11 protein-coding genes are annotated in these 15,599 nt (G+C 67.1%); 5 read left to right on the top strand and 6 right to left on the bottom strand.

Annotated features, from left to right (window positions below):
* Positions 1-3 precede the first annotated feature (3 nt).
* The 3 genes from VGV37_RS17285 to VGV37_RS17275 form a co-directional block, all read right to left on the bottom strand.
* Positions 4-843 (bottom strand): GNAT family N-acetyltransferase, encoded by an 840-nt coding sequence (locus VGV37_RS17285; RefSeq protein WP_326880953.1) that lies wholly within the window; start codon positions 841-843, stop codon positions 4-6.
* Between the two features lie 28 nt (positions 844-871).
* Positions 872-3,013: an ATP-binding protein gene (locus tag VGV37_RS17280; protein ID WP_326880952.1), complete on the bottom strand. Its 2,142-nt coding sequence runs from the start codon at positions 3,011-3,013 to the stop codon at positions 872-874.
* 250 nt (positions 3,014-3,263) lie between these two features.
* Complete coding sequence (locus VGV37_RS17275; RefSeq protein ID WP_326880951.1) at positions 3,264-3,521, bottom strand: hypothetical protein; 258 nt, start codon at positions 3,519-3,521, stop codon at positions 3,264-3,266.
* A 128-nt stretch (positions 3,522-3,649) separates the two neighbouring features.
* Here VGV37_RS17275 and arsC point away from each other — a divergent pair, with 128 nt between their 5' ends.
* The 3 genes from arsC (at position 3,650) to VGV37_RS17260 (ending at position 5,611) form a co-directional block, all read left to right on the top strand.
* On the top strand, positions 3,650-3,997 hold the full coding sequence (gene arsC, locus VGV37_RS17270) for an arsenate reductase (glutaredoxin) (RefSeq protein WP_326880950.1): 348 nt from the start codon (positions 3,650-3,652) through the stop codon (positions 3,995-3,997).
* Between the two features lie 58 nt (positions 3,998-4,055).
* Positions 4,056-4,952: an L-threonate dehydrogenase gene (ltnD, locus tag VGV37_RS17265; RefSeq protein ID WP_326880949.1), complete on the top strand. Its 897-nt coding sequence runs from the start codon at positions 4,056-4,058 to the stop codon at positions 4,950-4,952.
* 95 nt (positions 4,953-5,047) lie between these two features.
* Complete coding sequence (locus tag VGV37_RS17260; RefSeq protein ID WP_326880948.1) at positions 5,048-5,611, top strand: protein-tyrosine-phosphatase; 564 nt, start codon at positions 5,048-5,050, stop codon at positions 5,609-5,611.
* An 18-nt stretch (positions 5,612-5,629) separates the two neighbouring features.
* Here the strand turns inward: VGV37_RS17260 and VGV37_RS17255 are convergent, their stop codons facing one another.
* From VGV37_RS17255 to VGV37_RS17245, 3 genes are all read right to left on the bottom strand, one after another.
* On the bottom strand, positions 5,630-6,382 hold the full coding sequence (locus tag VGV37_RS17255; protein ID WP_326880947.1) for an acetoacetate decarboxylase: 753 nt from the start codon (positions 6,380-6,382) through the stop codon (positions 5,630-5,632).
* Between the two features lie 75 nt (positions 6,383-6,457).
* Complete coding sequence (locus VGV37_RS17250; protein ID WP_326880946.1) at positions 6,458-8,119, bottom strand: AMP-binding protein; 1,662 nt, start codon at positions 8,117-8,119, stop codon at positions 6,458-6,460.
* A gap of 74 nt (positions 8,120-8,193) precedes the next feature.
* Positions 8,194-10,671, bottom strand: coding sequence for a cation:proton antiporter (locus tag VGV37_RS17245; RefSeq protein WP_414638019.1), 2,478 nt, complete (start codon positions 10,669-10,671; stop codon positions 8,194-8,196).
* 459 nt (positions 10,672-11,130) lie between these two features.
* Here VGV37_RS17245 and VGV37_RS17240 point away from each other — a divergent pair, with 459 nt between their 5' ends.
* Both VGV37_RS17240 and VGV37_RS17235 read left to right on the top strand, forming a co-directional pair.
* Positions 11,131-12,396, top strand: a complete 1,266-nt coding sequence (locus VGV37_RS17240; protein WP_326880945.1) for an efflux RND transporter periplasmic adaptor subunit — start codon at positions 11,131-11,133, stop codon at positions 12,394-12,396.
* Positions 12,393-15,599: efflux RND transporter permease subunit (locus VGV37_RS17235; RefSeq protein WP_326880944.1), on the top strand; the 3,207-nt coding region annotated here is incomplete at its 3' end. The genes VGV37_RS17240 and VGV37_RS17235, both read left to right, overlap by 4 nt.

Genomic DNA, 15,599 nt, shown 5'->3' with positions numbered 1-15,599 from the left:
CGGTCAGGGTGGGGGCGGCCTCGAGAATGTCGGCTTGGTGAAGGCGAGCCGGAAGCCGGCCCGCTCCGCATTGCGCGCGCTGGTGTTGGTGGGGCGGACCGAAATGCTGGCGAGGTCCAGGCCGGCGCGGCGGGCGTCGGCGAGGCGCGCCTGAAGCAGGGCGGCCTGGACGCCCCGGCCGCGATGATCCGGGCGGGTGCTGGCGATATGCAGGTGGGCGACCGGCCCGTCGGCGGTCTCCAGCAGGGCTGTGCCGGCCGACCCCGCGACGGTGCCGCCGATCAGCGCCAGGAACAGGGTCGTGTCGGCCCGTTCCAGCGCGATGCGCGCCAGGATCTCGAGCAGGGCGGCCGGACGGCGCTGGGCTTGGACCGAAAAGCCGGCGACGCACTCGGCGATGAAAAGTTCGGCCAGGGCGGCATCGACGCGGCGGATCTCGATGCCGGGCGAGGCCGGCGGCGCCAGGTCGGCATCGCTCAGGACGCGGCCGAAGCTGTTCGAGAAGGCATTGACCCGGTAGCCCCGCTCAACCAGCACGTCCAGCGCGCCGGAGTCAGCATGGGGGCAGAGGTCGATCTCCGCCGGCAGGCCCCTGGGATGATAGAGCCGTTCGATGGCGACGAGGTCGTCCGGCGTGATCGGCGACCCCATGCCGAGACCGACGACGTGGTTGAGTTTCCGGCCGAAAGCGGCGTCGGTCACGATCGCGACGCCGCTGCCGATGGCTACCGTCCGGGCGTTGCTGTCGGGATGGAGGCGCGCGTACGTCCCGGCCTGCCGGGTGACGTGGAGGGCTTCCGCGGCTTCGAGCCGGCGGGCGATGTCAGGCGCCGTGAACAGCATGGCGGTCGTCGCGAAATCTTTGCAGGGTTCAGCTGGCGGCGGCGAGACGTCCGCCCGATCCATCCTGATTGGCGGGCAGGCGCACGACGGCGGTGGTACCATGGCCGACCCTGCTTTCCAGCTCCAGCACGCCCTGGTGCAGCTCGACCAGGCGCTTGGTCAGCGGCAGGCCCAGGCCGGTGCCGGGGTTGCGGCGATTGAGGTCGTTATCGATCTGACGGAACGGCTCGAGCACCGTCGACATGTCCTCGGGCGCGATGCCGATACCGGTATCGGCCACCTTGATCAGCACCCCGCCCTCCGTCGACTCCACCGACACGGAGACGTGGCCGGCCTCGGGCGTGTACTTGATCGCGTTCGACATCAGGTTCAGCAGGATCTGGCGCAGGCGCATGCCGTCGCCCAGCACGGGGGGCAGGTTGGACGGTATCCGGGTGTTGAGCAGGATACCCGCACGCTCGGCGCGCGGCTTCAGCATGCGCACGGCGCTGTCGATCAGCTCGTTCAGGTCGACCGGATCCTGGATCAGCTGCAACTCGCCGGCTTCGGTCTTCGAGAAATCAAGGATGTCGTTGATCAGGCCCAGCAGGTGGCTGCCGCTGTCCCGGATGTCGCCGGCGTATTCGCGATAGCGCGCATAGGCGGCGGCGTCGTTTCCCAGCATCTCGCCGTGGATCAGTTCGGCGAAGCCGATCACGGCGTTCAAGGGCGTCCGCAACTCGTGGCTCATGCTCGCCAGGAATTCGGATTTGGCGCGGCTGCCGGCTTCGGCCTCCTGGCGCGCCTCGATCAGCGCGCGCTCCAGCTGGCGCTGTGCCGTCACGTCGCTGCGCAGGGTGACGATGCCGCCCTCGGTCGTGCGCCGTTCGACCACGCGCAGGATCTGGCCTTCCGCCGTCTCGAATTCGATCGGCATGCCGGGATTGAGATGGCTGATCAGCCGCGCGTTGCGATATTCCGGTTCGCGCCCGATCGCGGTTGGGATCAGGCCGCGCTCCAGCCGGTCGTCCAGCAATTCGCCGAAGGATTGGCCGAACTCGACCTTGCTGCCCGGGTCCGGATCGAGCACGTGGGCGGCATCGTTGCACAACACCAGCCGATCCTCGGAATCCCATAGCAGGAAGCCCTCGCTCAGCGCATCGAGCGCATTGCGCAGCCGCTCCTCCGCCTCCTCGGCCAGGTGGCGGGCCATGTCGAGCTGCATGGTATTGACGGCGAGTGCGGAGGCCTGGCGCTCCAGATCGGCAAAGCCCCTGGTGCGCTCGATCATTTCGCCCTGAAGGCGCCACCCCAGCATTACGAGGCAGACCACCAGCAACGTCGCCACCAGCCCGGTGACGACCGTCTCGTCCTGCCAATCGGCGAGCGCCGCCTTGCGATTGACGGCGACGAACACGGTGAACGGATTGTCGTGGTCGACGACATAGCCGATGATCCGGCTCTGCCCGTCGACCGGGGAGACGCCCTGGTAGTTGCCGCTGCGTCCCGCTTCGAACGCGTCCGGCTGCACGACGGGATGCTTGAATGCGGGCGGATCGGTCAGATCGATCATCGGATGACGCCAGAGCAGCCGGCCATCGGCGCGGGCGACCGCCACTGCGCCGTTCTCGCCCAGGTCGAGCGTCGCGTAGAAGCGGTCGAACGCCGCCAGGTCGAGGTAGGCGATGGCGACGCCGAGGAACTGCCCGTCGGAACCGCGGAAGCCGCGACTGACCGGCAATTGCCACGAGCCGTCCGCGACGCGGCTGGGCGTCCCGATGAACAGGCTTTGCGCCGGATTGTCCCGCTGTCGGGCGAACGCGTCGAGCGACGCGACCGGTTGGCCGCCCATCTGGTCGAACAGCAGACGGCCCTGATCGTCGGCCACGGTGAAGCCGCGCACCAGCCCCGAGCGATCGTTGGTCCGGGCGACGAGCCGTCCGATTTCGTCATTGGTCCGGCGCTGGCCATCGATCGACAGATCGAACAGCATCCGCAGCCGCTGATCGACGGTGTCGAGACTATGGGCGGCATGCTCGTCGAGCACGGTCGCGAGATTTCTGGAGGTGCCTTCGGCCTTGCCGATCGCCGTTCGGTAGGAGTTCCACACCACGATGCCGCCGAGCAGCACGAGGGCTGCGGCGAGCGCCAGCACGGTGGAGAACAAGCTCCGCGGTGTCAATGAAGGCATAAATATCCTCGGCGGCCCTCCGAAAAATCCGGCGGGCGCAGCAGATTTTACGAAAACGTTACCTAACGCAAGGGGCAGTTGAATCCCGCGCTACGGAATGGCTCTTTCGCAAAGCTTATGCTGCTGTGACGTTCGTTTAGTTGCGCGGGATTCGGCGCGGTTCGCGAATTCGAGGGGCGGCGGGGTATGCCGGGCGTGGCCTTAAGAAAAGGCCGCGCCGGTTGCCCGGCGCAGCCCTTTCGAAGGCCGCCTAATAGTGGCGGTAGTACGGATGGTAGTGGTGATAGTGAGGATGGTAGTAGCCCGGCCCGTAATAGACGGGGGCCGGCGCATAATAGACCGGCGGAGGCGGGGGCGGGGCGTAGTAGACCGGCGGGGGCGGGGCATAGTAGCCCGGCAGGCCGACGCCGACGGAAACGAAGGTCCGAGCCTCGGCCGGCGCGGCCGCGCCCAAGGTCGCGGCGAGGCCGATACCGGCAGCGGCAAGAGCCAGCTTATAACGAAGCATTTTTAAAACTCCTTATTCGAACAAAGCCGTTCGTACCTATGAAATACGTTCGGCGCGCCCGTTCCATTCCGTCGACATGGAGGAATAGTCCGTGGCATTTTTCGGCCGACCCAAATGCGAGCACTCCGATGACGATCACGATCTTCCACAATCCCCGCTGCACCACGTCCCGCACCGTCCTGGCGGCGCTCCAGGACAAAGGTCTCGCCGTCACCATCGTCGAGTATCTGAAGCAGCCGCTCGACCGTGTGGCGCTGCGGGGTCTGCTGGGCCATCTCGGCGTCGGTCCGCGCGCTGTGCTCCGGCGAAAAGAGGCAGTCTACGAAGAACTCGGCCTCGATGATCCCGCCCTGACGGAGGATCGCCTGATCGACGCCATGGTGGCCCATCCGATCCTGATCGAGCGGCCGATCGTGGTGACCGACAAGGGCGCGCGGATCTGCCGCCCGGCGACCCGGCTGGCCGAGATTCTTTGAACCGACTGGCCCGGCGGCCTAGGATTCCCGGCGGCGATTGACGAGGGAGGATTCGGGGATGCGGATTGGTGTGATCGGGCTCGGTTCGATGGGCATGGGCGTGGCGCTGAGCCTGGTGAAGGCGGGCCACGAGGTCGCCGGCAGCGACGTCAGGGCTGCAGCGGTCGAGAGCCTCGTCGCTGCCGGTGGGCATGCCGCCGCCGATCCGGCCGCGGCGGCAGAGGGCGCCCGTCTCGTCATTCTGATGGTCGTGAACCAGGCCCAGGTCGAAGCCGTGCTGTATGGCCCGAAGGGCGCCATCGGCGCGCTCGTGGCCGGCGCCGTCGTGATGCTGTCCTCGACAGTGCCGGCGCAATTCACCGAGGCGCTGGCCGCCCGTCTGGCGGAGACCGGGCACCTGCTGCTCGATGCGCCGGTTTCGGGCGGTGCCGCCAAGGCGCGGGACGGACAATTGACCATCATGTCCTCGGGATCGGCCGAGGCCTATGCCATCGCCGACCCGGTCCTGACGGCCGTCGCCGCGACCGTCTATCGGCTGGGCGACCGGCCCGGCATCGGCTCGACGGTCAAGACGGTGAACCAGTTGCTGGCCGGCGTGCATATCGCGGCGGCGGCCGAGGCGATGGCGCTCGGCACCCGCGCCGGCGCCGATCCGCGCCAACTGTACGAGGTGATCTCCAACAGCGCGGGCGGTTCCTGGATGTTCCAGAACCGGGTGCCGCACATGCTCGACGGCGATTTCACGCCGCTATCCTCGGTCGAAATCTTCGTCAAGGACCTGGGTCTGGTGCTCGACACCGGAAGATCGCTGCGTTTCCCATTGCCGATCGCTGCGGCGGCGCACCAGCAATTCCTCGCGGCCGCGGCGTCCGGCCATGGCGGCGAGGACGATGCCGCCGTGGTCAAGGTCTATGAGGGATTGGCCGGCATCACGGTCGCCCGGCCCAAGGAATGAGCGTGCAAGGCAGTCGCCATCGAACGACACGGCTGCTCCTCCGGATCGTGCGCTAGACTGACCGCTCCTTCGCCAGAGAAGCCGGATGGTTGCCGATGTCGCTCACGCCTTTCGAAATTTCCATCTGCGGCATCGAGGAACTGGCGCCGTTCCAGACCCGCGGCGTCACCCATCTGCTGTCGGTGCTCGATCCGGAATATCCGGAGCCGGCAAGCCTGGGGCTGCTGAACCCGACCCACCGGCTGCAACTGCGCTTCCATGACGCGATCGACGTCAAGCCGGGCGAGATCCTGGTCGAGATCGACCATGTCCGTCAGGTGCTGGAATTCGGCCGCGACCTGCCGGGGCCGCAAGGCCATCTGCTGGTGCATTGCCATGCCGGGATTTCGCGATCGAGCGCCTTCACCATCCTGCTGCTGGCCCAGGCGCTGCCCGACGTGTCGTCGGCCGACATCGTGGCCGAGATCGTGCGTGTCCGCGATCGCGCCTGGCCGAACCTGCGGATCATCGAACTGGGTGACGAGCTGCTGGGCCGCAAGGGCACCCTGGTCGCGGCCGTGCGGGCGCGTCACGCCGAATATGCCAAGCGCGTGCCGCGCTTCGTCCAGCTGATGAAGGAACTGGGCCGGGACCGCGAGGTCGAAGGCCTGATCGGCTGACCGCGCGGTCCCGTCCGGCTATTTGCCGGGCTTCAGGTAGTCGTACAGCACCTCGCCATAGGGCAGGGTCAGGTCGGCGATGAAATGCAGCCCGCCGATGACCTTGCGCACCGGCAGGTCGGCGACCGGCGCATTCACATGCGGGATCAGATGCAGGCGCGCCGGGCCGGTCCAGGAGCCTTTCACCGTCACGTCGGTCAGGTGGAAATGCACCAGCTGGGCGATCGCCGGCGTGCCGTCGACGTCGGGGATCAGTTTCAGGCAGACCTGCTTCTTGGTCAGCGACTCATAGGTCTTGTTGACGTCGCGGACGTGCGGTTCCCATTTATAGACCATCGAGCCCAGTGCCACGCGCTCGCCGGCATAGTGCAGGGTGCCGGTCAGCGTGTCGTGCACGACCTCCAGCTTCGGCTCGGCATGCTTCTTCGGAAATCCCCAGATCTCGCGCCCGGCCGCGATCGGCGGTTCGTCATCCAGATACATCTGGGCGGTGAAATTGCAGGCCACGCCTTCATAGTGGCACGGGATGACGACGCCCGACTCGGTGTAATCGCCGAAGCCCGAGCTGTCGGGCATGCGGATCCATTCGTAATAGACGATGCCGTCCGGATCGGGCACGAGCGGTTCCGGCACGGCGGCGCGGATTGCGTCCCGGTCGCTCTCGTAGGCGACGGTGAAATACTGGCGATCGATGAAGCGGAAGGGACCGTGCGGATAGGATGGGGCCGCGAGCGGCATGGACGGCGTGCCTAGGATCTCGTCGCGAGTCATCGTGGGGTGTCTCCGGTGGTCAGCAGAGCGCCAACCCTATCGCGAATATGTTGCACTGCGAAGGGCGTCGCGGGATCAGGGTTTGGCGGCGCGTTCCAGCTCCTGCTGGCGCAGGCGATAACGCTGCAGCTTGCCGGTCTCGGTTCGCGGCAGCGAGGCCGCGAATTCGATGGCGCGCGGGTATTTGTAAGGCGCGATCTCGGCCTTCACATGGTCCTGGATCGATTTGGCGAGCGCGTCGCTGCCGGTCTCGCCGGGCTTCAGCACGATGAACGCCTTGACGACGAACGTCCGTTCCTCGTCGGGGGTCGCGACCACGGCGCATTCGGCGACGGCCGGATGGGACAGCACCGCCTGCTCGACCTCCGGGCCGGAAATATTGTAGCCGGCGGAAATGATCATGTCGTCGCTGCGTGCCTGGAACCAGAAATAGCCGTCCGCGTCCTGCAGATAGGTGTCGCCCGTCACGTTCCAGCCGTGCTGGACATAGATCGACTGGCGGCGATCGTCGAGATAGCGGCAGCCGACCGGCCCCTTGACCGCGAGCCGCCCGACCTGACCGGGCGGCAGCTCGGCGCCGTCGTCGTCGAGAATCGTCGCCCGGAAACCCGGCACCGGCTTGCCCGTGGCGCCCGGCCGGATGTCGGCACCGGCCGCCGAAATGAAGATATGAAGCAGCTCGGTCGCGCCGATGCCGTCGATCAGATCGATACCGAAACAATCCTTGACCAGGGAACGGGTTGCGAGCGGGAGCGCTTCGCCGGCCGAGACGCCCTTGCGCAGGCTGCCGATATCGTAGCGCCCCTTCATCGCGGCCATCGCCCGGTAGGCGGTCGGCGCTGTGAAGCAGACCGTGGCGCGATGGCGCTCGATCGCCTGCATCAGCGCTTCCGGACCGGCGCTTTCCAGCAGCAGGGTCGCGGCGCCGACGCGCAGCGGGAAGATGACGAGGCCGCCCAGGCCGAAGGTGAAGGCGATCGGCGGGCTGCCGCAGAACAGGTCGTCCGGCGAGGGCTGCAGCACATGGCGCCCGAACGTGTCGGTGATCGCCAGGATGTCGCGGTGGAAATGCATGCAGCCCTTGGGTTCGCCCGTGGTGCCCGAAGTAAAGGCGATCAGCGCCAGGTCGTCGGCCGCGGTCTCGACCGTCTCGAACGAGCCTGATGCCGTGGCCATGCGGGCTTCGAGCCCATCCTGGCCGGTGCCGTTCGCGATCAGGATGTGATGGAGCATCGGCGCCTGGGCCTGGGCCGTGCGGAGGTCGGCCTCGAGCCGTGCGTCGCAGATGGCGTGGCTGATCCGGGCCTTGACGATGACCTGGACCAGCTCGCGCGTCCGCAGCAGCGGCATGGTCGTGACCGCGATGGCGCCCAGCTTCAGCACGGCGAACCATTGGGCGACCAGCATCGGATTGTTGGGCGCGCGCAGCAGCACCCGATTGCCGGCGACGACACCCTCGGACCGCAGCACCAGGGCGATCCGGTCGGCGCGGTCTTTCAGCTCGGCGTAGGACCAGCTCGTCCGATCGTCGAGCAGGCAGCGGCGCGCGCCATCGCCGGCCGCGACCCGGTCGTCGAGCAGGACCCGGGCGACGTTGAGCCGGGCCGGATAAGCCAGCTCCGGCAGCTCGGCAATCAGCTCCGGCCAGACCTCGCGCGGCGGCAGCCGGTCGAGCGCGAAGCGATCGACGAAGGCGCTCGCGGTGGAAGACGGGTCCGGCGTGCCGCTTGTCTGCATGCTGTTCATCCGGCGATCGTTCGAACGATACGGGAAAGCCTAGTCGCATCCGTCCGGCGGGAGCAATCGCCGCATCACGACGCGCCGAGCGCTGTGGCCGAACGCGCGGCCTCGGCGGTCAAGCGGCTGTCGAGGATCTGCTGGATGGTCGCCTGGATGTCCGGATTGGCGCCCAGGAAACGGCGGAAATCTGCGGCATGCAGCACCAGCAGCTGGCTGTAGGTGACCGCCGTCACGTCGGCCCGTCGCGGTTCGCCGGTCAGGAGCGCCATTTCGCCGAAGATGTCGCCGCGGCCGAGCGTGACCGGCTCGCCGGGCAGGATCACCTCGACGGCACCCGACGAGATGAAGAAGACCGAATCGCCGCGCTCGCCCTTGCGCACAAGCTGGTCGCCGGGGACCGCGATCAGCGGCCGCGCCAGCCTGCCCAGCCGTTCGGCCTGGCCGGGGGCCAGATCGCGGAACAGGTCGATCCGCCGCATCAGCTCGCCGGGCCTCAGGCTGAGGTCGAGATGCGGCCGCGCCCCGGTCGACGACTGCCGCTTGCGCAGGCGCCGACTCAGGTCCTCGTATAATTCCTGGCCGATCAGGCCTTCGTCATAGAGGCCGCGATAGGCCTGCTGTTCCTGGCGCAGCGCCGCCTGTTCCAGGATGCGGCGCTCGAGTGCCGCAGAATATTCCGGGTATTGCGCCTGCAGCGCATCCAGCATGCGGCGCGTCCGGTCGCGCCGGATATCGACGATGTCGCGGATGATCTGGACCAGGCGATCGTCGAGGAAGCGCGCCAGCTTGTGGGTGATGAACCGGCCCAACTCGTCGAGCAGCATGCGCATGACCAGCAGCTGTTCCAGCCGTTCGGCCAGGCGCCGGGCGAGCGGCGTCTCGATCCGCAGGCGTCGGTGCAGCAGATGCGCGGTGCGAAAGCCGATGGTGTAGCGGCCGACCTGCTTCACGGCCTTGATATAGCCGCTGCGGCCGTCGGTCCGCGCCGCATCGACCATGGCGTCGCTGCCACGCAGCAGCGATTCGACCACACGCCGCGAGGCGGTGCCCTGGGCATGATGGTCGAGCACCAGCCGGCGCTCGTGGCTGGCCAGTGCCACCAGGGCGATCGCCAGCCGGTCGCGCTCCAGCACTTCGGCGCGTTCGTCGCCGAGCGCGGCCACGCGGGTTTCGCGTCGCTGGGTCGCGGTCTCGATGCGCTGGGTATAGCGGGCCAACGTTTCGGCGGCGACGGCGTCGCTCATCCGATAGTCGGTCGCGGTCGCCGCCAGGGAATCGCGCAGGTCGGCCAGCGACAAGGCCACCACATTGTCGCGCAGCGCCTCGTCGCGCGGGCTCAGCCGATCGAGCTTCAGCAGGCGGATGACCGTGCGCAGGGTCGTGCCGTTGACGAACAGGGTGAACAGCACGAACCCGGTCGCGAGTACGGCGACGAAGCGTTTCACCGCCGGATCGAGCCCGGTATCCTCGGTCACCGCCAGCGCCAGGGCCACGGTCACGGCCCCACGCAGGCCGCCCCAGGTGATGACCAGCTTGTAGGCGGTCGAGACCGGTGCGCTCCATTTCAGCCAGGTCAGCGGCGGCAGCACGCCGAACAGCACGAGGATGCGGGCGACCAGCGCCGCGCCCAGGGCGGCGCCCATCAGCACCAGATCGTGCGGACCGACGTCGATCAGCAGGGTCGGCACCAGGATCGCCGCCAGGATGAAAATGAACGAGCCGGCCCAGAACGCGAGCTGTTCCCACAGCTCGTTCAGGAAGGCCCAATTGAGCGGCGTGATGCGCGACAGGCCGGTCGATCCGAACGTGACACCGGCGGCGACCACGGCCACCACGCCCGACACCTGCAGATGCTCCTCGCCCAGGATAAACACCAGGTAGGGCAGCGCCAGGGTCAAGGTCATCTCGGCCGCCCGTTCGCCATGCAGCAGCGGCAGGCTGGCCGTGGCGAGCCGGCCCGCAACGATGCCCAGCAGGATGCCGCCGCCGAAACTGAGCGCGAAATGGGCGACGGCGGTGCCGAGCTCGACGTGGCCGCCGGATTTCAGCAGGCCGATCAGGATGGTGAAGATCGAGATCGCAGCGGCATCGTTCAGCAGGCTCTCGCCCTCGACCAGGCGGGTCAACCGGGCCGGGGCACCCAGGTCGCGGAAGATCGCCACGACCGCGGCCGGGTCGGTCGTGGCCACGATCGAGCCCAGCAGCAGGGCCGGGATCAGCGGCTCGCCCGACAGGGTCGACACGGTCCAGCCGATCAGGCCGGTCGTCACCAGCACGGCCAGCACCGCCAATACCAGGATCGGCACCGCGTCCTCGATCAGGCGCCTGATGTCGATAGTGATCGACGCCTGGAACAGCAGGATCGGCAGGAAGCAATCGAGGAACACCGCGGCGGTCACCGGCGGGGCCGCGAAGGGCCGGGCCACGGCGTCGAACAGGGTGATGTCGGGTGAATTCAGCACGAAGGCGGCGGTGGCGCCGATCGCGGCGCCGACCACGGCCAACAGGACGGTCGTAGGCAGGCCGAAGCGCCCGGCCATCGGTTGCACGATACTGACGACCAGGAGCAGGCTGGCAACGGCGAGGACGATGGTGGCGACGTCGGTCAGGTACAGGACGGGTCTCCGGCACGGCGGGTGATCGGCGGAAAGACGAGCCGGCGGGCCCCCTCCCGCCCGGCATCCTCAGGTATGATGATGGCAAACCCGCGGCCGAGAAGGGAAATACCATCGCGACCCGGTGCGATTTCTCCATGTCCGCAGCGTGGTCGATGGCAACCAGGCATGTGGGCGGGGATGTCGCAATCGCCGGCGGGCCGCTGCAATGTACTGTTACAGAATGCCGGCAGATAGTCATCGCCCTGCCGGAATCGGATGCTATAGGAGCGTTTGGCGAAGGCCGTCCGCGAGGGCCTTTCGTTCGGCAGCCCCCGAGGCGGCACCCGGGCCGCGCGCTACCGCCGTATTGGGAGGCATCCGGCACCTTGGATCGGACGTATAAGGGACATCATGCGCTTCAAGTGGATCCTGTTCGCCGTCGTCGTTGCCGCTGTCGGGGGCGGGTATTACTACACCCATAGCGGATCCGAGAAGCATGCGCAGGCGGGCGGGCGGGAGTCGCGCCGCGCCATGAGCGGCGTCAGCGACGAGCCGGTTCCCGTGGTGGTCGGTACCGTGGCCCAGGGCGACGTGCCGATCTACCTGTCGGGGCTGGGTACGGTGCAGGCCTTCAATACGGTCGCGATCAAGAGCCGGGTCGACGGGCAGTTGATCAAGCTTCTGTTCAAGGAAGGCCAGGATGTGAGGGCCGGCGACAGCCTGGCGATCATCGATCCGCGCCCCTATGAGGCCCAGTACAAGCAGGCGCTCGCCGCCAAGGCCAAGGACGAGGCGCTGCTCGCGAATGCCCGCAAGGACCTGGTGCGCGACCAGGGCCTGGTCGGCAAGCAGTTCGTCAGCACCCAGACATTGGATACCCAGCAGGCGCTGGTCGACCAATATACCGCCCAGATCGCGTCCGACCAGGCGACGATCGACTACAACAAGACCCAAGTCGACTATACCAACATCACCTCGCCGATCGATGGCCGGACCGGCATCCGCAACGTCGATGCCGGCAACATCGTCCACGCCGGCGACACGGTCTCGCTGGTCACCATCACCCAGATCCATCCGATCACGGTGATCTTCACCCTGCCGGCCGACAATCTGCCGTCGGTCACCAAGGGCCTGGGCGCCGGCGGCCTGCCCGTCATCGCCTATGGCCGCGACAATACCAGCGCCCTGGCCAAGGGCATGCTCGACCTGGTCGACAACCAGATCGACCAGACGACCGGCATGGTGAAATTGAAGGCGACCTTCCCGAACGAGGATGGCGCGCTCTGGCCCGGCCAGTTCGTCAATACCAGCGTGCTCGTCTCGACCCGCAAGGCCGGCCTGACGGTCGCCGCGACCGTGGTCCAGCATGGTCCCAAGGGCGATTACGTCTGGGTGGTCAAGCCCGACAAGACGGTCGAGATGCGCGACGTGACCGTGGCGCAGACCCAGGGCAACCAGGCGCTGATCGACAAGGGGCTCACCGTCGGCGAACAGGTCGTGGTCGACGGTCAGTACCGGCTGCAGACCGGCAGCAAGATCGAGGTGGCCACACCAGACGCGCCGGCACCGGCCACCGCCGACGAGGAGAAGGCGCCGCATCGCGGCCACCGGGGCGAAAAGGGCGCGCGCGGCGAAAAGGGGGAGAAGGCCGACAAGAGCGGGGCTGATCCGGCGTGAACGTCTCCCATCCGTTCATCCTCCGGCCGATCGCCACCACGCTCCTGATCATCGGCGTGGTGCTGCTGGGCGGGCTGGGCTATCGGCTGCTGCCGGTAGCGGCCCTGCCGTCGGTCGATTTCCCGACGATCCAGGTGGTCACGGCCTATCCGGGTGCGGCGCCCGAAATCATGGCGTCCTCGATCACCACGCCGCTCGAGCATCAGCTGGGCACGATCTCGGGCCTGACCTCGATGAGCTCGACCAGTTCGTTCGGCAACAGCCAGATCACCCTGCAGTTCGACCTGAGCCGGGACATCGATGCAGCCGCCCAGGACGTGCAGTCGCAGATCAATGCGGCCCAGGGCATCATCCCGTCTACCAAGCTGCCGAACCCGCCGACCTACAGCAAGGTCAACCCGGCCGACACGCCCATCCTGATCCTGGCGCTGACCTCGGACACGCTGCCGCTCAGGACCGTCAACGACTATACCGACACGGTCGTGGCCCAGAAGCTGAGCCAGGTCGAGGGCGTCGGCGTGGTGACGATCGAGGGCGGCCAGAAAGAGGCGGTGCGCATCCAGTTGAACCCGACCCAGATCGCGAACCTGGGCCTGGCGCTGGACGACGTGCGCACGGCGATCTCGTCCTCGACGGTCGACCTGGCCAAGGGCTCGATCGACGGGGCGCGGCAGTCGTTCCAGATCGGTGCCGACGATCAGCTGTTCGACGCCAACGGCTATCGCAACCAGATCCTGGCCTATCGCAACGGCGCGCCGATCCGCCTCAAGGACGTGGCCACGGTGGTCGACGGGGTCGAGAACGACAAGCTGGCCGGCTGGTACGACGGCCGGCCCGCCGTCATCCTCGACATCCAGCGCCAGCCGGGTGCCAACATCATCGAGACGGTCGCGTCGATCCGCAAGCTGATGCCCAAGCTGCAGGCGGCGCTGCCGCCCTCGATCAAGATCGACGTGCTGACCGATCGGACCGAGACGATCCGCGCCTCCATCGCCGACGTGCAGTTCACGCTGGTGCTGACCATCGGTCTGGTCGTGCTGGTGATCTTCCTGTTCCTGCGCAAGTTCTGGGCGACGGTCATCCCGAGCGTGACCCTGCCGGTGTCGCTGATCGCCACCTTCGGCATCATGTCGCTGTGCGGCTTCAGCCTCGACAACCTGTCGCTGATGGCGCTGACCATTGCGTCGGGCTTCGTGGTCGACGATGCCATCGTCATGATCGAGAACATCGTCCGCTTCATCGAAGCCGGCGAGACGCCGCTGCAGGCCGCCCTCAAAGGGGCGAAGCAGATCGGTTTCACGATCATCTCGCTCACCGTGTCGCTCATCGCCGTGTTCATCCCGCTGCTGCTGATGGGCGGTGTGATCGGCCGGCTGTTCCGCGAGTTCGCCATCACCCTGAGCGCCGCCGTCGTCATCTCGGCCATCGTGTCGCTGACCTTGACGCCGATGATGTGCGCGAAGCTGTTGAAGCCCGAGGATCCGGACCACCGGCCGGGCGCGCTGTTCCGCTGGAGCGAGGGCTTCTTCGACTGGATGCGCGACGGCTACGATGCAGGCTTGCGCTGGGTGCTGCGCCACCAGACCGTGACGCTCATTTTCACCGTGCTCACGATCGGGCTCACCGCCCTGCTCTATGTCGAGGTGCCCAAGGGTTTCCTGCCCCAGCAGGATACCGGCCTGATCGTCGGCGTGACCGATGCCGCCCAGGACATTTCCTTTACCGGCATGGCCCAGCGCCAGCAGGCGATCGCGGCCGAGGTCATGAAGGATCCGGATGTGACCGCGGTCGACAGCTTCGTCGGCACCGGCACGGTCAACACCACGCCGAACAGCGGCCGGCTTTATATCAACCTGAAGCCGCGCGACCAGCGCACGGCCACGTCGGATGAGATCATCGAGCGGTTGAAGGACCGGGTCGGCGGGGTCCACGGCATCACGCTCTACATGCAATCGGTTCAGGACATCCAGATCGACAACCGCCTGTCGCGCACCCAGTACCAGTACACGTTGCAGGACGCGAACGTGGCCGAGCTCGGCCAATGGGTCCCGAAACTGATCGCCGAGCTGAAGAAACAGCCGGAACTGACCGATGTGGCGACCGACCAGCAAAACGCCGGCCTGCAGGCGCTGGTCAAGATCGATCGCGATGCGGCGGCCCGCCTGGGCGTCAGCATGCAATCGATCGACGACACGCTGTATGACGCGTTCGGCCAGCGCCAGATCGCGACGATCTATACTCAGCTGAACCAGTACCACGTCATCCTGAGCATCGATCCGGCGTTCCAGAAGGACAGGAACGGCCTCGACAAGATCTATGTCCAGGCGACCAACGGCTCGGTCTCGAACGGCACGCAGCTGTCGAACGGCGTGGTCGCCAGCACGACGCCGACCTCGAACGGCAGCCAGACCACCAGCAACACCGCAACCACGACCTCGCTCAACAGCGGCAAGGGCACCGAGGTGCCGCTGAGCGCGGTCGCGACCATCGTGACGCAGCTGGCGCCGCTGGTGGTGACCCACCAGGGCCTGTTTCCGGCCACGACCCTGTCGTTCAATGTCCCGGAAGGCACCTCGCTCGGTGCCGCGCTCAGCGCGATCCAGCGATCGGAACAGGCGATCGGCCTGCCGGAGACGATCGCGACCGGTTTCTCGGGCAGTGCGGCCGAATTCCGCAGCTCGCTCGACAGCGAGCTGGGGCTGATCCTGGCGGCCATCGTCACGGTCTATATCGTGCTGGGCGTGCTCTACGAGAGCTACATCCATCCGATCACCATCCTGTCGACCCTGCCGTCGGCCGGCATCGGCGCGCTCTTGTCGCTGATGCTGTTCCATCAGGACCTGAGCGTGATTTCGCTGATCGGCATCATCCTGCTGATCGGCATCGTCAAGAAGAACGCGATCATGATGATCGACTTCGCACTGGAGGCCGAGCGCAACCAGGGCAAGTCGCCGCGCGAGGCGATCCACCAGGCGGCGCTGCTGCGTTTCCGGCCGATCCTGATGACGACGGTGGCCGCGCTGTTCAGCGCGCTGCCGCTGATGATCGGTACCGGCACGGGCTCTGAACTGCGCCACCCGCTGGGCATCTCGATCGTCGGCGGCCTGCTGGTCAGCCAGCTTCTGACGCTGTTCACGACGCCGGTGATCTACATCTACTTCGATCGCCTTGGCGCGCGGTACCGCAGCTGGCGCGGTCGCGAG

Origin of the sequence: Aliidongia sp. (assembly GCF_035943795.1) — a bacterium.
Classification (GTDB): Bacteria; Pseudomonadota; Alphaproteobacteria; order ATCC43930; family CGMCC-115725; genus Aliidongia.
The sequence above is the reverse complement of the archived record's forward strand: the minus strand, read 5'-3'. Positions and strand labels throughout refer to the sequence as shown.